The sequence below is a fragment of the Pseudoalteromonas sp. 1CM17D genome, assembly GCF_023161805.1.
In the GTDB taxonomy this organism is placed as follows: domain Bacteria; phylum Pseudomonadota; class Gammaproteobacteria; order Enterobacterales; family Alteromonadaceae; genus Pseudoalteromonas; species Pseudoalteromonas atlantica.
Map to the genome: position 1 here is coordinate 62,381 of NZ_JALNTP010000013.1, position 21,570 is coordinate 83,950.

Sequence of the window (21,570 nt, forward strand, 5' to 3'; positions counted from 1 at the left end):
AGGCGCTGCGCGCTACACAGAGAAGCTATTAGATCTTCTCCTTCACTTCTCCGTGTCCTCTGTGGTGATAATAATCTTTTAATTACTTACGCACTTAACTCAAACCATTTCTACCACCGAGAGCACAGAGGCGCTGCGCGCTACACAGAGAAGCTATTAGATCTTCTCCTTCACTTCTCCGTGTCCTCTGTGGTGATAATAATCTCTTAATCACTTTATAAACTTAGCCCAAAAAATCTACCACCGAGGGCACAGAGGCGCTGCGCACTTCACCGAGCAGTTATTAGCTTTTCTCCTTCACTTCTCCTTGCCCTCTGTGGTGATAATAATCTCTTAATCACTTCCCCAAAAAAAACCTACCACCGATGCGCTGCGCAGTTATTAGCTCTTCTCATTCACTTCTCCGTGTCCTCTGTGGTGATAACAGTTACTTTAGGTCTTTGATCTAAAGCAAATCTACCACCGAGGACTGTACTGAGAAGTTATATTCGATCTTCTCCTAGCTTACCGACTGAGCCGGCGTACTTTACACGCTAATACGTTTCAGCCCATCAAGTAAACGGACTTGATTAAAATTAATCAATAGGCCTGTTTTTATACCTGTTAACTTTAAGTAAGTTATAAGCTGAGCTGAATGAATAGGCTGCAGCTTATCAACGGCTTTTAATTCAATAATCAATTTGTCAGGTATTAGTATATCTAGCCTATACCCTGCATCTATATTTATACTTTTGTAACTAATTGGTAATGCAACTTGATTAAGAGGTAATAAGCCAGCTTCTTGTAACTCATAAAGTAAGCAACTTTCATAACTAGACTCTAACAAACCAGGACCAAGGGTTTTATGCACTTCAATAGCGCAACCAATAACGGTTTGAGTCACCAAATCTTCCATAAATAGTAATCCTTAAATTTATTTAGCACTTAAATAATTATAAGCCTTTTATTTACCACCGAGGAGACCGAAGCGCTGCGCGCTACACCGAGCAGTAATTGGCTCTTCTCCTTAACTTCTCTTTATCCTCTGTGGTGATAACAATCTCTTAATCACTTTATAAACCTAACCCAAGACAAGCCTACCACCGAGGCCACAGAGGCGCTGCGCGCTTCACCGAGCAGTAATTGGCTCTTCTCCTTTACTTCTCCGTGTTCTCTGTGGTGATAAGAATCGTTTAATCTCTTTAGACTAAAACCAAACCATTCTTACCATCGAGGGCACAGAAGTGCTTCGCACTACACCAAGCAATTATTAGTATATGCGGCAGTAAGTTAGCCTCATATAAAATATACACCCCTTTACTTGTACCAATAAATAACATAGTTTTTATTTAAAAATATTTTTAAGGAAGAGAATAATGCAAAAAAACAGTACTCTGCACTCATGCTGTTATCGGGCTTATTTTTAGCCACACCTATAATAACGAGTGCAACCAACTTAGTTATAGATAAACTCCCTAACGCCAAACGCCTGTCAAGTACTTCATACGTTTATACTCCCTAGACATACTCATACTCCCAAAGCGCATCTGCTTTTTTTTGAGTACAAGTAAAGAGGCTGTTTCTGCTAAAGCTTTATCTTTACGATTAAGCTCTTTTGAAGCTGTTTAATTTCTTTTTGAGTTTCTTGTTGTCTGACTTTACAGGTCTCGTTGCTGACCCTTTAGCAAAGCCTTACTTATCAGTACGCCGTGCTGTGGAGGTAGTAAAACAGCTTGTCAATAAGTACCAAATAGACTCAATCCGATTACAGCCTTTAGGCGCTGGTCCTTTAGCGCCGGGCTATGAACGGCATAGACCAAAACAGGCAAAAATCGCCGCGTAGAGCAGGTTTTAAAATCACCGGCATACCTATGATTATTTGCAACTCACCAAACTAATTAATTTCTAGTCCCCTCCTATCGCACAACTTTATTGTTTAATAGAGGCTAAAAATTAGACTTCTAGTACAGCAATTAAAACAAGCTGCTATCATGCCGTATTTTATAAAATATCAGGAATAACCCTAGGTTTTTGTGCAACCACTGTACTCCCTTCAGGTACTTCAAAGTTTAGAACTGCGCCAGCACCAACTTTTACTCTATCGTTAACTTTTATGCCACCAATAACAACTGAATTTGCCCCAATTCGAACGTTATCACCGATAGTAGGGTGACCCCCTTTACCTGTTCCAACTGTTACGTTTTGATTCAGCCAGAAGTTCTTACCGATACTTTTTGCAAAAACCACAGTTGAGAAGCCATGTTCGATATACAAGCCAGGGCCAATTTGCTTACAAGAAAGATACAAGTTACCGACAAATAGAGTGGGCTTATTACCTACTAATTTCAATATTTGCTGAACAATATTAGTAGTTAGCTTAAACTTTTCTTGAGCAGTCATAGCTCTATATCTGATTAAGCTTCTGAATTCCTGCCTATTTTCCCAGAAATATTGGAATGCACGTTTTTCTTTATAATTTTTAATTTCTATCCAGCGAGGCAAATCTTGAAGCATGTAGTCTTTAACTTCATCTTGAAGTGATTGAAGGTAATTTAATACTTTATCAGAGTCATTCATATGCGTTTTATTGTCTAATTTAGTGGTATTGTAAATTGACTGACTTTTTTGAACCTTTGACCAATGTGTATCACCCTTATGGCTTAAATCATTAATCAAATCAAAGGTAGGCTTGGCTTCTATTTGGGGAATAATACAAACATTATCACCCTTACAAAACTCACTAAACAAAGTAGGACCTGTTGCTTGCGATACATTATTAAACTTTTCTTGAGATACATTGCTTACAATACTTCTCCAAATATCAGCAAGTAACTCATCTTCAGGTAGGGCTGCGATAAACCCATTCCATATCCCCCCATGCCATTTTCTTAGAACCGTGAGGCTACAGTCATTATCGATTAAAGAATCTATAGAGGAAAAGCATTTTGTAGCAGCATCAACGTATACTCCACCCTCTTTAAGACAGTAAGCTACTCTAAAAATATCTGATTGCATTGCCGGAAGTTTAGCTTTAGCAAATACTTTAGCCCCTACTACACCATAATTTTTTTGTATGAAGCTATACGCCGCTTTATAATCATAAATCTGATATGTAAAATCGGGATTATGCTCTTTCCAAGAGTCCATTAGACGAGCAATTTCGGGTGGTATACTTTCGCCGTCCCAGTATTGAACAATTACTTTAGGAACATAAATTTTCCCTACTGCAATACCTTCTAGCGAGTTGTAAAAATAAAAAAACAAACTAACCAACTCTAAAGTCGTATAATAGTATTCGACTCCGTTGTTAACGGTTTTATGCTTATCAGATTCAATAAAAGGTACTGTTTGATCTAGGAACTCCCCCTTAATAGTAATGTTTCTATTGTAGTCAACCTCTAAATAATCAAGTATGCGAGTGCAGTATTCGACTAAAACATCATTCGTAGGGTGATTAAAGGTATGAAAACCTCTTTTAGTTCGTTTATGCTGAAAAAAATCACTAATTTTAATATCTGCGTATTTTTCTCTTAATTTAAGCTCCTCAATAGAACTGGATGATACTGAATTATCTTTAGATAAATATTGTGTTTTTAACGCACTAGTAGCCTCACTAACACTTTCACCTTTAAACCAGCTATCGAATACAACTTTAAAATGATAATCACTGAAAGGAGCTTCGCTTAACCTATATTGTTTCGGTAAATTACTTAAATAGGGGGTATCACCTGTGTAATAGAGGTTCACAATACTTACAACTTTATCTCCGTATTTTGACCGAAGATTATCAGTTCGAACAAATTCACATGGATAAGAATGATGGACGATTTGAGCAATGATAAAATCCGCTTCTTCGAAGTAAGAGACAAACTCTTCCTCTTGATGACTTTTTAATATATGAACTATACCGACCTTGGTAACTTCAATATCATCGCTCAATTCGTTTAGTATAGAGTCTATCGCTCGAGCCTGGCAGTTTGCAATAACAACAACTTTTTTCTTAGCCATTATATAATGTTTTCCAAATCTCTAAATCGGTTTTATTTGCTTCGAGTAGACTGTTGAATGATTCTTCAGAAAACTGCTCTCTAATTTCTTCTAGCTTTTCTGGTAAAGTTTTTTTAACACTTCGAGACACATTTCGTTCTACTGGTTTTAGCTTTATGCCTGTAAAACCATGTGATTCAAGTAGCGTTTCTAAACACTCTAAAGATTGCGAATACTTTTCAACTACGCCAATAAAAGGTAAAGCATCCACAGCCATTTTTGCCCTAGTTGACTCATCTCCTTGCTGTTCGCCAAACATAGTAGCAAACCTATTAGCATGAAAGTCACGGCATTGTCTATCTGTTTGCATTGACAGGCGAGTTTCTATATAACCAGCAACTGAAGTGTTTCTAGCTAAAGTGGGACCAAAACTATCGCCCCCTTGTTTTTTTTCAAAAGAGTAAGCCGATGCCATGCGGTCAATAGGATGACGTACAAACACAACGGGGATGATTTTGACTCCCTCAATTTGTGGAACGGGAAAAAAAGCTGTATGAGACGAGAAGCATCTTGCTTGAGGATTATCAATTATCCACTGCTTTAATTCCGCACGGTTTTTAGCAGGATTACCGGGGAATTCTTTAGTAACCCACTCACCTGATTTTTCTGAAAAGTTCTCTTTAAATGCAGCGTCTAACGATGTACCCGCGTTTTTAAAGAGATGATAATGCAAAATGATTGTTTTCATTTTTTTTCCAATAGCCTGCATCTACAAACCAGTGCTAAACACCAATTTGCAGATATAATATTAAAAATTTAATTACTTGAATATACGCCAACGCTTGCAAAAATCTTTTTAAACGCCTTATGACCATGCTCAAAAGAGTATTTCGTTCTAACAATAGTTTGCTCATTCTCAGCAAACTTAGTCCATAATTTTTTATCATCATAGAGTTTTATTATTGCATCTACCCACTCTTGAGGCTCTTGAGCTATAAGTGTACTTATTTCATGGGATAAGCCAGTTCCTTCAGCCGCTACTTCAGTGAGCACTGTTGGTGTACCATAAGCCATAGCTTCGAGTACTTTCCCTTTAATACCTGCTCCAGATAATAATGGTGCTACAAAGATTCGGTGGTCATGGTAAACACCATCAAGTGTTTCAGCAAACCCTGATATTTTTATATTATCAGTATTATACTCTTCAAACTTTTTAGGAATATTACTGCCATAAACATACAAAGTTATATCTGGGCGCTGCTCAAACAATAGCGGCATTATTTCATTTGCTAAATACTCAACTGCTTCAATATTTGGGGTATGATTAAAACCACCTAAAAAAGCTATCCCGTCTCTAGATTTAAAATCGGGCGCGGGATCTTTTTGTTCTAAAACCCAAGGTGTAATATGTAATTTTTCAGCTTCTAATATATGACTAGTTATTACTGCGTGTTCTGTAGCGTTATAACATAAAATTGCATCTACCTTATCACAAACAGCAAGCTCATCTGTACGTGTAGTTTTAGCTACTTCGAGTAGTTCTGGTGCTGCACCCGGCTTAAGCGCAGCGCGAAGCTCCCTTAAAAAGTGAAGGTCAGCATTGTTGAATATAACTTTAGCGTCAGAGTTATTATGAATGTAATCGACATAATCTTTTGCAATATGATAACGTGTAATGTAGACAGCACTAAACTCATCAAGACGCGTTTCTAGAACGTGATTTACACTATGATAAAAAGGAGCATAAAGGACTTCTACTCCCATACGCTGAAGATCAACAGTATACTTTCCAAAATGGGCTAAATTAGCTGGTACAAAAGTTACCTTAAACCCTAACGACTGAATTAACTTGATTTCTTGAATAGCTGCATAACTACCAGCGTCTTTATTTGGCATAGGAGAAGCATAATCAATAACAAGAATGCGCTGCTCAATATTGCGGTCTTTTTCAAAACGTAAATTATCTACGCTCATTTTTCCATTGTATTTAAATGTTTTAAACCACTTTTCACGAAATGTGCTTTCGTTCACTATTTGGTAGCGTTTTAATCCTTTAGTTACATCTGTGCCATGACTTTGCCCTTCAAAGTGCACAACCTCAGAGTGTGGCACGTAGACCGTTTTGTAACCAGCATCCCTAACTTTAAATGCTAGATCGGTATCTTCATAATAGCATGGTACCAATTCCTCACTAAACGCCCCAACCTCTTCCCAAACAGAGCGGCGAATACACATAGAGGCACCCGTAAGATAATCTACCTCACGCGCGTAATTATATTCAGGTGTTAAAGGGTTTGAATTACGCCCTACATTCCATGGCACACCATTATTCCAAACTATACCGCCAGCCTCTTGGATTGAGCCATCTAAATTTAACAATTTAGAGCCCGTCATACCTATTTTGGGATCACTGTTATGCTTATTTACAAGCTCATCTAACCAAAATGAGGTAACTTCAGTATCGTTATTTAAAAATACTATAAACTCACCTTTAGCCATTTTTGAAGCTTCATTACAATTGCGTAAGAAGCGCAAATTTTCCGTATGCCGAGACACCACTAAATTACCAATAATATTACCTGCATCAGCCGTTTTGTCTGTAGAGCAGTCATCAGCTAAAATCACCTCATAAGAGGTTTTATTATAAGCGAGAGCTATCGATGCAATACAGTGGTAAGTTAAAGCAAACTGATTATATGCTGGTATAATTATTGATACTTTAGGATTATTAAACTTAGGTAGATTGAAGGTTGGGAACACGCTTCTTTTTTCATACCCTTCGGTTAAAAGCTTATGCACTGTATTTAAATCGTTTAAATTAAAATACGAGTTACTTTCGGTTAGGTCTTGCAAGTGAAACGCAAGAGATTCATAACGCTTGTCAGATTGACTCGATAAGGATAAAAACCCCGGCTTACTCGCACTTTCTTTTAAATATTGCCACGGTGTTTTTATTGCTAGTGTGTCTATAATGCCCGATGCGACAATATACGGGCAACCGACTATACCAATACTAATCAAGTGAGAGTTACCATCACTTAGCAAGTGCGGCAAAGGTAAGTTTACCTCTAAAGTTGTTTTATCACTACTAATAGCTTTTGTTGAAACTTGTTGATTATTATAAAAAAGTAAAAAGGTTTTATTGCCTATAGGCTTGTCGCTACCTACATGCAATGCAACATGACCATGTTGTACCCCAATTACTTTAACGTTCCATACCTGCTCTAATTGCTTTCGTTTAAATAATGCATTCCCTATAGGTGCATACGTATCAGCTTCTACAAGTGTATAAGTAACTTCACGACCATCATTAACCGGAAGCTCTACTAAATCAATCTTAAAGCCATGAGCCCCATTACCAATATGTGCATCCGCTAAGTCTTCTCTAAACTCATTCGCGATACCGGTACCAAGAACGCGATCTTCAGCAATAACTTTCACAGCCACCGGCGCATCTAATTCTTTATTAAATGCCCAGCCATAAACCATACCAGCTTCAATAGTGTCTATTGAACCAATCAAATTACTATTATCAATACCGCTTTCTGAATTTTTATCTTCTGACATACCCAGTTATCCCAATTCTATTCGCTATAAGTGCTTAATTAAAATTAAACTAATTGTATTTTTTCAAGCACTTGCTCAACATATGCACGTGCCACTTGCTCTGTATTTGATTCAGCGTAGCAACGAAGCTCTGGCGCATTACCCGATGGGCGTAAATGAATTATATCGTTATTTGTCAACGTAAGGCGAAGCCCATCGGTGCAATCAATGCTTTTAACGATTAAATGCCCCAGCGCTAACTTATTTAATAGAGCATCAGGGCTTGTTTTATTTGTTTCTATAATTGATTGGCTACGCTGTGTAGGAAACTCTTTAATTCTATCGCTTGCTGTAAAGCGTGCCGGCAAATTAGCTACCATGCTCGAAATAGTCGTATTTTTAGCCCCTGTAAGCAAAATTATTGCAGGGAGAATCGCATCACGTGTAGGTAAGGCTGATAAAGGGGCTCCATTAAATACAATATCGGAGCCTAATAAAAAGCCTCCATTTGCTTCAAAACCCGCGACGCTGTCATATTGGCCATTCAGGTGCTCAAACTCAGCGATAACATAAGGCGAGCCTATTTTTGTGCGTGTCACTTGTTTAAAGTAGTTTGACTTTTCAATCGCGGTATTACAACTAACCGGAACAGCCAAGGCCTCAATATTGAGTAATTGAGCACATAGCAAACCTAAAATATCCCCGCGTAACCAATCGCCATTCTCATCAGCCACTAACGGTCTATCACCATCACCATCGGTCGAAAAAATAAAGTCGAAGTTATATTCGTTAGCCCAATTGCGTGCTTTTAAACTGTCTTCTTCACTTACTGCCTCAGTATCTATAGGCACGAATATGTCTGAACGTTCAAGCCTAGTTACTTCAGCACCAAGCGAAGTAAAAATATCAGCGTATAAATCTCTACCTGCACTTGAATGCTCATAAATACCTATATTTTTACCCGCAAGCACCTGCTCATTAAATAACGACGTATATCGCGCCACATACTGCTCAGCCGCTAAAGTACTCACCGTTAGCTCATCTAATTGCGTAGCTGGCTCAAAAGTAGCGTTTGAGGTTAAAATAAGTTGCTCGTCGTTTTTACCAATCTCGCCATCTGGACGGTAAAATTTTAGCCCGTTTCTATCAAACGGAATATGGCTGCCCGTAACCATAATACAAGGGATATTGTTAGCCATTGCTGCGGCAGCTAACGCAGGCGTAGGTATAACGCCGTAGTAAATCACTTCAATATTTAACTGGCGCAGTACCTGTGCACATGCCATAGCCATTGCATAACTACTAGGGCGGTTATCAATTGCTAGTGCCAAGGTATCAAAGCCAAATTGCTTTTTTATAGAGGACACAAAAGCACATGTAAAAGCCGCGCAAACCTCTGGTGTAAAGTCAGTAACTAACCCACGGGCACCACTGGTACCAAAAGAAATACCACTTTTTAAAATAACTTCTTTTGTATTTAACACTATTAAACCTTAAAGATGAGTTTCATATATAAAAAGGATCGAGAAACTCGATCCTTATCAACAGAAAAATTAATAATTATGCCGTTAAAATATTTAACGATAGCTTAGCAAAGCATATTGAAAGATTTCTCTGACCGCCGCTTTCTTTTACAACTTGCGAGGTCAAAAACTTAACTCTAAAGTCATTTTTAATTAAGAATTTATTGTCATCAACATCAAGCTCAAAAATATATTCCATAAAATCACGTGACAATTGCTTTTTACTAACTAATCGGTCACCTATCAGTAGGCTCAATTCTACAGGTTCTGCTAACTCATGATAAGGCGAACACACCACTCTTATTTTCTTTATAAAGGCGCGAGTTGGCAGTTCTGTAGTAAGGTCTATCTCACTTGATAGCTCACTCATCCATACATGAGTTCCCTCTAACTGATTAAAGCCTCGTAAAGAAATACTTGAATCAGTGTCAAATGAAATTGCAATATCATCATTTTGTGCTGTTGCTTCATCAAAATCATTTAACCACTTGTGATCAAAAGTACTTTTGTTGTCTTCTGTAATTACTTTACTAACTGTCTGCTCTTTTAAATTAAAGGTCCATACAACATTTTTATAGGTAATAATTATTGACTCACTGCTCTCAAGCGCTTTTGCACTGGCAAACAGTGAAATATAACCCGAGTTATACCCTTCAATTTCGTCAAAATTATTAACAGCCCAAATACCTTTATGCTGCTCGTTACCGTCTTCGTCAATAAATGAGTAATTAAAGTTACTCGCATTATTATCTGCATAGCGAAGTATACTATTATCGCAATTTATGACTGAAAATATAAAGTATTTTCCTGTTTCAACGTTATTACTAAACGGCCCTCTAAAAAAGATAAGCTCAGGTTCTTTAACGCTAAAAAACTTATCATCAACAATAAGCTTCGCAGGCATACTTTCTACGCTTGGTTTTTGTAAATTAATTAAAACCTCATTGCCAAACCACCTTACACCTTCTTGAACCAGCTCAATACCAGCAGAATACGCACCTTTTGTTAAGTAATCAGAATCAATTTTGATTGGCATTATAACCTCTTGACCTGGCGGTAATACAAACGGAATTTGCGTACGAGGGTTATCATAAGCAATGCTCTTGCCGTCTTTATCGTAAAGGTGGTAACTTAAATTAACCCCCCGACCGCCTGGCGTATTAATATTACTTGACCATAACATGTCACTTTCGTTTTTAACCGCTACAGCTATGTGTAAATGGCTACCGTCGTCAGATAAAAACGGACCTTCAATAATTGTTAACGTATGTTGAGTTTCGTTTTCAGTCAATGCGTGATCTATTGTTACTTTACCAATATCACTAAACTTAACTTTGGGTTGTACCTGCTCTGGTTCGTAATGCTTATACCAATTATTGTTAAGCACCACATCTTTTAGTTCAAGCGCGCTTTCATCCCATGTTGGCCAATTAACCTCAACACTTGCATAATCAACGTTTAGCTCTTCGTTAACAAAGTTTTCAACCGTTTCAGTTAAACTGCTTACAGAACCTGACTTAAAGTAGCTTACCTTAGGAGCGCCTTCGCTCACTTCATGAAACACAGGTAAATCAGCCAAAATAACCGGACAACTTGTACGCCCGGCTTCAACAACAGGTAAACCAAACCCTTCAAGATAGGAGGTCATAATAAGTACATCGGCTTCATCATAAGCGGCAGCTAAGCCAGCATCCGACACATCTTCTCGCCAAAATAATCGCTTGTTTTTTTCAGGATGATTTTCAAGCGTAACTTGGAGCATTTTAGTATTCCAACCCGCTTTACCAATAATAATTAAATTAACATCTACGCCCCGATCCCAAAGCTGCTCAAATGCTTTTAAAGCATAATATTGCCCTTTACGTGGCTCTATAGTGCCTACCATTAAAAAGGTGGGGCGGGTTTTAGTAAACTCAAGCTCAGTTGCGTCTGGCTCTATATTGGCAAAATCGGCACCGAGTCTAAAGTAGCCAATTTTCATCGGACGAGGTAATTTTATATCTTCAATAAGTTGATATAACTCGTCTGCAACAGACTTAGAAACACAAATAATTCCCGTTGAATAACCAAGAATAAACTCAATCCAGTTACGAAAAAGCCTTGGTATATTTTCACTTGTCATAGCTGGCATAACTAAAGGACCAAGATCATGGACTCCGTGTATAACCTCCTGCCCCATAGCTAATACATCGGTTAACCTTTGCCTTTGTCCTTCAACAAACTCCCAAGAACGGTCTAACAGCAAGTATGAATCCCTTGTATTATACGTAATTCTATTTGAAGGGTTTAACTGAACTTGCATTTTACTTAAGACCGGTAACTGATACCAATCTTTAGTATTTTGGCTGTAGCTTAATATAACTTCAGTACTTGAGAGTGCATTTTGAGTTAGCATCGCACCCGATATATTATGCATAACACGTTGTATACCTGATAAGTGAGAGCTCTGAGTAGTTGATGTTACATCCATAATTAAACGAGGGGCATCTTCAACTACAGTTAGCTGAGGATCTGATTGAACACTTGGCTCAATTTTATGTTTAACCAGCGCTTCAAATTCACGCATAGTAATAGCGGCTGTTTTTTCCCACGAAAACTCTTTTAAACGCAAGTAACCATGTTCAACTATTTCATTTCTAAATGTATCGTCTGTTATCAACTTTTCGAGTAATTGAGTAAGGCTACTGACAGAGTCAGGTTCAAACATTTGCAACTCATTTTGTACGACCTCTTCTACAGCACTACCAGATGCAGATATAAAAGGGGTACCACACGCCATTGCTTCTAAAGACTCAGTACTAAACCCTTCCATGCGTGAAGGCTGTACTGCAACAAGCGCATTTTTATACAAATCAATTCGCTCTTTATCTGACATATACCCAGTAGTAACTAAGCTAGTGTGCGGTATTGCATGCTCATCGAATATAGCTTTTAAAGGCTCAATATATTCATCGCTAAAGTCACCCACTAATACCAGCTTTAATTCACCTGTTTGGCATGTCGATAAATTAGCCATGCTCTGCACTAAACTGGGTACATTTTTATGCCAGTCTAACTTACCTGAATATAAGACGTAACGGTCCAATAATGCGCCTATAGAGCGCTCATCGTATACCCACTTATTAACCAAATGATTAAACTCATTTGATATACCTGCCGGGATTACCGCACAATTAGTTTTATTAAAAATATTAACGTATTCAGTTTTGGTAAAATCAGAGGGACAAAGTACCGTATCAAAATATTCAAGCTCATCTAATCTACGCAAGTAAGACTTTTTAGTATTCAAGTCTTGTAAATAAATCTCTGAAAAGCGATAAGGAATAGCATCATAAAAAATACAAGCCGTTTTAATACCAGCTAAATCTTTAACTTTAATAAATGGAGATGATTGATCCTCTACTCCTTCAAAAGGATTTGCAGATAATGCAATGTCAGGCTTTATTGAATTAATATGTGACGATAATATTTTTTCATCTAATACCCTTTCAAGACTATACGTTGTCGTTTTCTCTGGCTGAGAGACTGACCCATACCATAGCTTAACTACTGCATTTGGAATTCTTTGTTTTAAATAATGACGTGCAGATACTGCTTCTTGTTGCATGCTGCCATTTAATGAGACAATAATTTCAAGATCTTGATCAGATAACATCTTTATAAATTGAACAACATAACGCCCTATTTCCAGAGCGTTACTTTTTGTTTGAAAACATTGTCCATCCACCCAAATTTTCATTTTATCTTCCTATGAATAGCAAAAACAACTTATCGCTCAATAAACGTATTAATAGAATGGTTAATATTTTCTAATTGAGGAATTTTTATTTTATCAATAGAGGTATCATTTAAAAGTGACAAGTTCAGTGCTTGCTCTTTAAAGTAAGCAAGCAAACGGCGGAAATCTTGATAAGCTTCTGAAGAAACACTTATGCGATCAGATACATCAAATTTAGCCTTATTTAACACGTTTAAAGTATGTACGCCATCTATGTCCTTTTCTAACAATATAGAGGCAACGAGCTCAACCAGCTTTCTATCCCCAGCGGCATCAGCAGCAAGGACAACTACCCGCAATAAATCTTCATCATTTTCTCTATTTGCTAGTGCAATCAATGCTGATTTTAAGCTCAATAAATATTTTTCTTCTTTAGCATATATGGCCCATAGACCGCGCCAAGGAGCTGAGTGTGTAGGCAGATCTATAATTGCACTAAAATAAATACTCTTTGTATTATCCGCGCTCTGTCCTGAACTATTAAGTTCATTTGCTAACGACAACTTTGAAACAAAATTTAAATCAGGCTCTTTTAGTAAAAAGGATACTGCTGATGCTTTTAATCTATTTTCTTTTTTATAACTCAGTATATTTTTCCAATACGATTGTGAATCACGTCTGTTTTTCCTGTAAGAAACACAACAAAACTCTCTAATTGAATCGATAGAATGCTCAAAACTTAATGCATAAAGAGCTATTTCTCCTGCTAATTTTAACTCTTTTAAGGTATTAAAAACCTCATGACCTGCAAAAGGAAACCGTATGAAGCATATTTGCTTAATAGCCTCTTTATATTGATGAGCGTGCAATTTATCGATTGTATTTGGGTCGTAAAGATAAATAACTTCAGATGAAAATGGAACCTCTGGTAATTTCATATCTTTGGTGGAAAACAAGTTATTCCAATCACTTAGCCAGCGAGAATCTTCAGGGATTACTTTTGGAGAAATAGAAAACTGAGCGCCAAATACAACTACTCTGTCAGGAACAAGACAATTTGATGCTAATAAAGCACCATACCCTCCCATCGACACACCGTATAATACAGTTTTTTTCAGGTTATTTAAGCTAATAAAGTTCTTTACTGCATCCAAGCAAGGTATCCATTCCTCAGTCGACCACCAGTGATTTGACATTGATATAACACAAATGTGAGATATATGCCGTCCACTAAGCATATTCCCTCCAAAAGGAACATGCGGTAATGCGTCTTCGTCACCACGACTAGTAAATGTAACAACGCACTCTTTTAGGTCAAACAGCTTTGCAACAACAATTATGTCTTTCCCGTAAAATAAAATGTTATAGTTTTCTAAATTATGAAACATAGTTTCTCATTTTCTAGATAAATTGAAGATGTTATTTATTATAAGTAAGAGAGGGAATAACCCTCTCTATATCAAAGTAAATATATTAATAATGAGTAACTAACTCAAACACTTACTTAGAACACTTATTCACACTCACTTATTTGAATATCTTTTATATGATACCCTAAAACTCTATTATCAGCAGACTCGCCAGTGGCACTAGGCGCCACAGGGTCTGGATATAAAAGCTCAACAACAAGATATGGTGACGAAATGATGTCAGATGAGTCGATTTGGATCTGAATATTTTGCATCACTTGATCTTCAAAAATCACCACCTCTTCTTGTATATTGTTTACATTTATGACCCCTTCAACCTTTTGACTGCCTTTTTTAAGTTTAGCAATACAGTTAATGGTCAACAGTAATTTTGAACTTAAAGATTTCTCTTTTTGCATAGCAACAACAGCAGATGAGGATGAACTCCACCTCCCACTTGCTTCAGCATTATGCCAGCCTTCAATAAAATAAGTGTTCATATCATGCGAGATTACATCACCAAGATTGTAATGAGCATAATTTTTCCATGTAGGCTGATACATTACTTGTTCAAAGTCTTTTTGTATTTGTAAACGTTCAATAAACAGTTGAGTATGTCTATCATCAACTTCAACATTTTTTTGGGATATTACGACTGCATTATTTGTAATTATCTCAAGCATAAAAATGTTATTTTCTGCAACAACACCTTCAGCAAAGTGATAAAGAAAGCCCTTTTCATCATGTTCTATTAGCTTACCGAAAGTTCCATTAATCAGTGCCTGAACCGATGAATCACTACCTCGATCATAAGCACAAGCCGAAATACTCAAATAAAAGGCTTCATTTTGGTAAACTGTTTTTAATGGAATAAATATTTTAGCGCGATTGCCAGATATCCAGCTGCCACCGCTATCAGCTGGGTAAAAACCAGCTTTAGAGAATTGATTTGCTGTAAGATGTAACTCATTAAGCTCATTAGAAAAAGAAACTATATCTCCCCAGTCACACCGTTTTTTACTTGCCTCAATTAGAGAAAGAGGTGTTGTATTTTCAACAGTTGCTAAACTTGCAGAGATTAGACCTAGATTCAATTCAGAGTCGAGGACTTGTTCACTGTCACTTGGGAAAACATTCAGCTGAACTTGAATAACGTTAGACTCCCAACGCAAAGATAAAGGTATCTTTATTCTTAAATCTTGTACACACCCATCCGCTATCAAAAATTGCTCAGTTTTGATCGAATTTATAATAACTTGAACAATGTGCTGCCTTTCATTTGAAGCCATAATCTGCAAAATAAGACTTAATTCCAAATCGTTTACTGGGTAACTAAATGCTTCAAATTCAATATAAGAAGATGTTTTCTTTGGCCAAACACCTAATTGTGTTGTATTCCATTCACCTTTAAGGTTAGAAGAAAAATTATCTGCAGATAAAAATTGAGGTAAATCAAATTGATGTGCTGGCTTTAATTTAGTTATGACACGATAAGCATCACTTGCAGATGCAATTGCCAGCTTTTCTAAACCAATTGACACATCTCTTGCATCATTTCCGCCTTTTATGCTTGAAATCACGCAACTGTAGTTACTAATAAAATCTAATTTTAGCGTATCTGCAATTACCCCTCTAAGATCAATAGGCAATATATATGTTTGAGATTTTGAATTCAAAACAGTCAACACCCCTATTTCCTTTTGGTTCGCCAGCACTTTAATCTGCTTAACCTGACCAACAGAAAGCATAGACTTCAGGTTTATAATAATAAAAGCATCTTCATGCTGTTTCGTATTTGCTAAACTCAACGAAATACTCGAGTGGGTGCTTTTACTCCAACATCCCCAGCGCTCGGCAGAATACCATCCATCATTTAGGTAATCAGAGGCAGGCTCTAATGAAGAGAAAGAAAGGACATCGTTTAATTGGTAAAAGTTAGTTTTAGCCTTAGAACAATAAAGCTTCGAGCTTATGTCAAGAATCTCTTGCGCACTATCTTTCCACAAATAAGGTTTATACTCTTCTCTGATAGCCTTTTCTTTGTCTTCTCTTGCAGCTTTACTACTAGTAAAAAATTGAATTTGAGTCGCCCACGAAACAGGATCTAAAGGACTAATATGTGTAACAAGTGAAGGCGCTATTTCTACCGTAGAGGAATTGTCTGATGTTAAGCAATGCTTACCATAAAGTAAGCTCTCTGCAACTGGTAATCCCCAGCCTTCATATAACGAAGGGTAAACTGTAAACATACAATTGCTATATAACCAATCTAACTCTATATCTGTAATATCTGATAATATATGGATGTATTTGTTAACTTCGACATCTTCTTTCATTGCTTTAGCAACATCTTGCCCATTCCAAGCAACGCCTCCAACTATAACTAAATGAGGGCATTTTAGATTTTTTTTCTGAGCCAGTATTTTCCAAGCATTATATAAAAGACTAGGGTTTTTCCTTGAATGTATAGCACCAACACAAAGAATAAACTCTTTCCCATCAATAACTTTTAAAGAGCTTTCAGAAAGGTCTAATACTTCCTTTTCAGTACTTACTTCTTTTTTATTAATTTCGTCACCTACTCTGAAAATGTGGACAGAGCTTGTTACATTTGTATTACCCTCACTATATTTTTCTATATCTTTTTTAGTATTCTGCGATATTGTTAATATGTGATCTGCAGAGCCAATTACGTCAAAGTAATTTTTCTTAAATACTGGAGCATAGCCATCGTCGAACCAGTAAGGAGCAACAAATGGGACCAAATCATAAATAATCGGTGTAAGATATAACTCTAATCTAGAAACAAGCTTTACTATACCTTGCGCATAAAGAGAATTTTGCATCCATGCACTGCCCGCTACAATTAACTGCGACCCTGGGGTTACTGAGTCACTCTCAATTAAGGTACTCTTTTTTATTAGCGAGGCATGGAATTTTAAAGCACTTGAATGTTCAATTGCACATGCAGGAAGATCATAAAACTGACGTTGGTTGTTGTCCCAATATATGAATCTAATATCTTCTTTTTTAATTTTTTCCAACTCTTTTGCTAGAGACATCTCCACTCGGGATATACCTGTCCACCGACCACTTCGATTAATACTTGTAGTGACATCATAAAGAATTGTTTTACCCATTAAGGTTGAATCGTTAACACTGCTGTCGGTTTTATTTTTTGTGATAGCATTTTCATATACCTTAATAGTGTCAGTGGAGTGCTTGTTCCAATTAAAGTTATTACTAACATGTTTTATAAGTACAGGGTTGTGTGAAACAGATTCTGACTTATTAAATGCAGCTAAAACTTGAGTCCGGATAGAGCTCACCGAAGAAGGATCACAATATAAAGCTAAATCACCAAAATATTCTTGCTCTCCAGCTCTATCGCTTAGCACCATATTACAACCAAGCGAAGCCGCTTCTAATGCAGCTAAAGGAGCTCCTTCTGACCAACTAGGTAAAGCAAATACTTTTGCTCCTAAAAATGCAGATGCCAACATATCACTACTTGGATCAAGACGACCAATAAAGTGAACTCTATCGCCCAGCTGTTTCTCAACCAAATCTTTAACTTGAGGAGAGGCAGTATGCCCAACAAGTACAAGGTCTATATCTGTATCACGAAGTGCGTTTGCTAATAATATTTGGTTTTTACGAGTTTCAATACGACCTACACACAACACGTAATTTTTAACGCCATAAGTATCAGAAAATAAATTTGGATCAACATTTTGATTCAGGGGGGCTGGAACAGGATTGTGAACAATTACACAGTTGCTAGTATCAACATCAATGGACTCAAGAAGCTGCTTTTCTTTTTTACTTAAAAGAATCGTTGTTTCACTACCTTGTACAATTTCTCTAACTGTAGAGAAATACCCATCCTCGGGTTCAGTAGGGTATTTAAATGCTTTACTTTTGAGTCTAAATGCCAGCTTAAATTCATCGAAGACATCCTCAAAATCATCGACATTTTCTAATTTATCCATAATGCCAGGGATTGCTTCCCACAGTGGTCGCTCTGATAAATCTAAAAATATTGATGAAAAAACATAAGGTTTACCAAGTTTTTTTGCCGTTCTAAATAGTGCTTTTGAACTTTTAGGATGCCAAACATTAAACCCATGAATTATATCTGCTTTACTTAACTCAAGCTCTGTTGGTAAGTTAATTTCAGAGTTAAAGCCTAACTCATTAAGCTTATCATTCAGTTTAGGAATTCTAACTGAGGGACCACCTTTAGAAGCATTTTTAGCTGTAGAAACTTCACTACCATGCATTACAAGTGCAATTGACTTATTCTCAAGAACGCCAAGCTCTTTTTTTTGTTCAGTTGTAGCAGAAAAGTTTATTTTTGATTGCTTAGGCATTAGTCGTTGAAATAATTCATCATGACCAATAGCCCAATTTTCCCACGTTTTGGATAGTACAGATTCTCTTAATGCTTGTTTTTTTTCAATTAACCCAATTAAAACCTGCCTTAATGCCGCCACATCGCCCACAGGAAATTCTATATGTGGAAATTCGGGTACCCACCCTATCGGTGGAGCTATAATCTCTGTTCCTGTAGCTAATGACTCAACTACGCTCATTGGCCCTCCCTCGTAGAGAGCCGGTATGAGTATATAATCCATAGAGTGATAGAAGTCTGCCATTTGTCCATCAGGAATATTTAGAGCTGCTTTTGGCCAACCATCTCCCGTAAAATGCCATTCAATATTAGGAATATCCATGACCTTAGAGACTATATGTTCGCCTTTTCTTCCCGTATGATAAGTTCGCCCAACCACTCCGATCTTCAGTTTTACGTCAAACTCACCCAAATCTACCCCAGGCGCTATAGCATGAGTATTTTTAATCCCTTCATCACGTAAGATGTTCGCGTAGAGTTCGCTGTGACAAACACAATAATCCATATTCTGTGCGACTTGGAAAAACTTTTTACGCGCCTCAGGAAAGGGCTCCAAATGGGCAAAATAACCAATCTCAACTTCAGAAACTTTTTCTTTCCAACATGAGTATGTAATATAATAGTTAATTGCAGCATCTGCACTTGGTGCATCGGTATGAATTGCGTATGGTAGTCTGCTCGTTATTTCAGAAGCTAATTTTTCTAAAATCCAACCTCTATCGGATGTGATAATATTTACTTTTTTCAACTATTTACCCTCATGTTTTTTTGATAGTTGTGGACTACATTCATTAATGGATTTAAAGTGTGAGTATATTTTTTGATCAAACATTGTAAGACGATCAAGAATTGGACTTTCTTCAAATTTCAATTTTTTTTGTCTCAGCTTTTCCAATTCTTTATCTGGTAAGTTTTCCAGATTTTTAAAATGTTTTATTTCACTAATTTCACTCACCCCTGCTATTTTCATTACCTCGTGAAAGGATTTTTCAAACGTTTCAAAAAAGTAAACATTAAAGCGCTCCTCAAGTAACGAAATCGCTTGGTTGCAATATTTGTTCAGCTGTTTATCTGAAAGTAAAGCAAATTGATTTGACCAATTATTTTCAGCTTCCGTTTCCCATCTGTTAATAGGTAGTGTCATGGAAAAAGTTCGCATGTAACAATTATCTATTGCACCAGGATTTAACTTTGAAGCATGTTTAAGAAAGTTAGTAAAATCATTTTCGACCGCAATTTTAGCTAAGGTGAAATTGTTTAATAAAATCTTTTCTATAGAAAATGAATTAAAGTATTTATAAATAGAGAACAATCTTTCTTTAGGATCTCTAAGCATTGTTAAGCAGGTTGCGTTGTCAGGTATAATATGAAGTATTCTATTATCAAAATGACCAGAAAATAATTTTTTATTTATAATCATAGGAATAGTAGTTGTTAGTATATTGTTATGCCTAACCTCACACCTTTCCCCATCTGAAAAAGCTTGCTCTAAATGATAATTAACTGTCGAGCCACCCGTTTTAGGTATATGAAAAAAAACGATTGGCTTTGTTGATCTAGTAAACGGGCTCTCATCTAAGTGTGACGATATTAGATCTCCTGCACCCGAAATACTTTTCCACCTTTTAATGAACTCTGGCGAGCTCAAAAATTGCCTACGCATATGCTCTTTAGATATATAGCTTCTATTTAGATGAGATTGTATTACATCACTTGATTCAGGCTCTCTACCTAATATCCATCTGTATGCATGAACTATATCGTCGTATCGAATTTTTTCTAAAACGTCAGGCTTTGCTAAACTTTCATCACTGGACCAGTCGTCTTGATGTTGTTTCTTTCTCATTGGAAGATACTCTAATTTATTCTGTTATTATTAATTCACCAAATAAAAGTAACTAATAGCGAAACGCTGTACTCTCTAAAATTCATTCTCGATTAGCAGTTATAAAACTGACGATACCAAACAACAAATTCTTTTACTCCATTATCAATATTTGTTTTTGGAGTATAGCCTGTAGAATCAGATAGCCCTTTCGTGTCAGCCCAAGTTGCACGTACGTCACCGTCTTGCATTGGCATAAAGTTTTTCTTTGCTTTAATTCCCAGTGCATTTTCTAATGAGTTCACAAAATCCATTAACTTAACTGGTCCTCCATTTCCTATATTAAAGATTCGATAAGGTGCACTACTAGTAGAGGGAGTACCTGATTCCACGTTCCATTCATCTTGCTCTGTTGGGATTTTATCTTGAACTTTAATAATACCTTCAACAATATCGTCAATATACGTAAAATCTCGACTTAACTTCCCATTGTTATATATGTCAATCTGCTCGCCCTCGATAATTTTTTTAGTAAACTTAAATAAAGCCATATCAGGACGACCCCAAGGACCGTATACGGTAAAAAAACGTAACCCAGTAGTTGGAATTTTATATAAATGAGAATAAGTGTGTGCCATCAATTCATTTGATTTTTTTGTAGCTGCATATAAAGAAATAGGGTGATCAACGCTATTATCGGTTGAAAACGGCATCTTATTATTTAGACCATATACTGAACTGCTTGATGCATACACAAGATGCTTTACGTTATTGTAACGACACCCTTCCAAAACATTTAAGTGACCAATAAGGTTGCTATCGGCATAAGCTAATGGGTTATCAAGTGAGTACCTCACTCCGGCTTGTGCAGCAAGATGAATTACGATATCAAACTTCTCATTGTCAAATAAAGCAGGCATTGCAACTCTATCTGCAATATCCATTTTAATAAATGTGAAAGATGGATGTTCAATTCGTTTCAAACGTGCATACTTTAAAGCTGGATCATAGTAGTCATTGATATTATCAATACCGATTACTTGATGTCCTGCAGATGTTAATCTTTCTACAACTGCACTACCAATAAAGCCTGCAGAGCCTGTAACTAAGTACTTCATATGATACTCCTTTGAGAAAAAGTCCAGTATTTTAAATATTTAATAATATCA

At 36.7% G+C, this 21,570-nt stretch carries 10 protein-coding genes; all 10 read right to left on the reverse strand.

Going from position 1 to position 21,570, the window contains the following annotated elements; all coding sequences use genetic code 11:
* Positions 1-526: 526 nt before the first annotated feature.
* Entirely contained in the window at positions 527-895 is a 369-nt protein-coding gene (locus tag MSC25_RS18230) for a GxxExxY protein (protein ID WP_154945810.1), read from the reverse strand.
* Between the two features lie 1,085 nt (positions 896-1,980).
* Positions 1,981-3,987 carry a WcbI family polysaccharide biosynthesis putative acetyltransferase gene (locus tag MSC25_RS18235; RefSeq protein WP_138579916.1) on the reverse strand — a complete coding sequence of 669 codons (2,007 nt, stop codon included), beginning with the start codon at positions 3,985-3,987 and terminating at the stop codon, positions 1,981-1,983.
* Complete coding sequence (locus MSC25_RS18240; protein ID WP_138579915.1) at positions 3,980-4,714, reverse strand: sulfotransferase family 2 domain-containing protein; 735 nt, start codon at positions 4,712-4,714, stop codon at positions 3,980-3,982. Before MSC25_RS18240 ends, MSC25_RS18235 begins: the two co-directional genes overlap by 8 nt.
* A 68-nt stretch (positions 4,715-4,782) precedes the next feature.
* Entirely contained in the window at positions 4,783-7,533 is a 2,751-nt protein-coding gene (locus MSC25_RS18245; protein ID WP_248444193.1) for a glycosyltransferase, read from the reverse strand.
* A gap of 44 nt (positions 7,534-7,577) precedes the next feature.
* Positions 7,578-8,996 carry a phosphomannomutase gene (locus MSC25_RS18250; protein WP_348983540.1) on the reverse strand — a complete coding sequence of 473 codons (1,419 nt, stop codon included), beginning with the start codon at positions 8,994-8,996 and terminating at the stop codon, positions 7,578-7,580.
* Between the two features lie 76 nt (positions 8,997-9,072).
* Positions 9,073-12,774, reverse strand: a complete 3,702-nt coding sequence (locus MSC25_RS18255) for a glycosyltransferase family 1 protein (RefSeq protein WP_248444194.1) — start codon at positions 12,772-12,774, stop codon at positions 9,073-9,075.
* A 29-nt stretch (positions 12,775-12,803) separates the two neighbouring features.
* Positions 12,804-14,141: an esterase family protein gene (locus MSC25_RS18260; protein ID WP_248444195.1), complete on the reverse strand. Its 1,338-nt coding sequence runs from the start codon at positions 14,139-14,141 to the stop codon at positions 12,804-12,806.
* A gap of 125 nt (positions 14,142-14,266) precedes the next feature.
* A complete protein-coding gene (locus MSC25_RS18265) occupies positions 14,267-19,324 on the reverse strand; it encodes a glycosyltransferase (protein WP_248444196.1) in 5,058 nt (1,685 codons plus the stop codon).
* On the reverse strand, positions 19,325-20,422 hold the full coding sequence (locus MSC25_RS18270) for a sulfotransferase family 2 domain-containing protein (protein ID WP_248444197.1): 1,098 nt from the start codon (positions 20,420-20,422) through the stop codon (positions 19,325-19,327).
* 92 nt (positions 20,423-20,514) lie between these two features.
* The gene (locus MSC25_RS18275; RefSeq protein WP_248444199.1) at positions 20,515-21,519 is read right to left on the reverse strand and encodes an NAD-dependent epimerase; all 1,005 of its coding nucleotides are present in this window, start codon (positions 21,517-21,519) and stop codon (positions 20,515-20,517) included.
* Between the last annotated feature and the right edge of the window lie 51 nt (positions 21,520-21,570).

Excerpts from the sequence above, each read along its gene's own strand:
- MSC25_RS18230 (WP_154945810.1), bottom strand. The coding sequence starts at position 895 with ATGGAAGATTTGGTGACTCAAACCGTTATTGGTTGCGCTATTGAAGTG.
- MSC25_RS18235 (WP_138579916.1), bottom strand. The coding sequence starts at position 3,987 with ATGGCTAAGAAAAAAGTTGTTGTTATTGCAAACTGCCAGGCTCGAGCG.
- MSC25_RS18240 (WP_138579915.1), bottom strand. The coding sequence starts at position 4,714 with ATGAAAACAATCATTTTGCATTATCATCTCTTTAAAAACGCGGGTACA.
- MSC25_RS18245 (WP_248444193.1), bottom strand. The coding sequence starts at position 7,533 with ATGTCAGAAGATAAAAATTCAGAAAGCGGTATTGATAATAGTAATTTG.
- MSC25_RS18255 (WP_248444194.1), bottom strand. The coding sequence starts at position 12,774 with ATGAAAATTTGGGTGGATGGACAATGTTTTCAAACAAAAAGTAACGCT.
- MSC25_RS18260 (WP_248444195.1), bottom strand. The coding sequence starts at position 14,141 with ATGTTTCATAATTTAGAAAACTATAACATTTTATTTTACGGGAAAGAC.
- MSC25_RS18270 (WP_248444197.1), bottom strand. The coding sequence starts at position 20,422 with ATGAGAAAGAAACAACATCAAGACGACTGGTCCAGTGATGAAAGTTTA.
- MSC25_RS18275 (WP_248444199.1), bottom strand. The coding sequence starts at position 21,519 with ATGAAGTACTTAGTTACAGGCTCTGCAGGCTTTATTGGTAGTGCAGTT.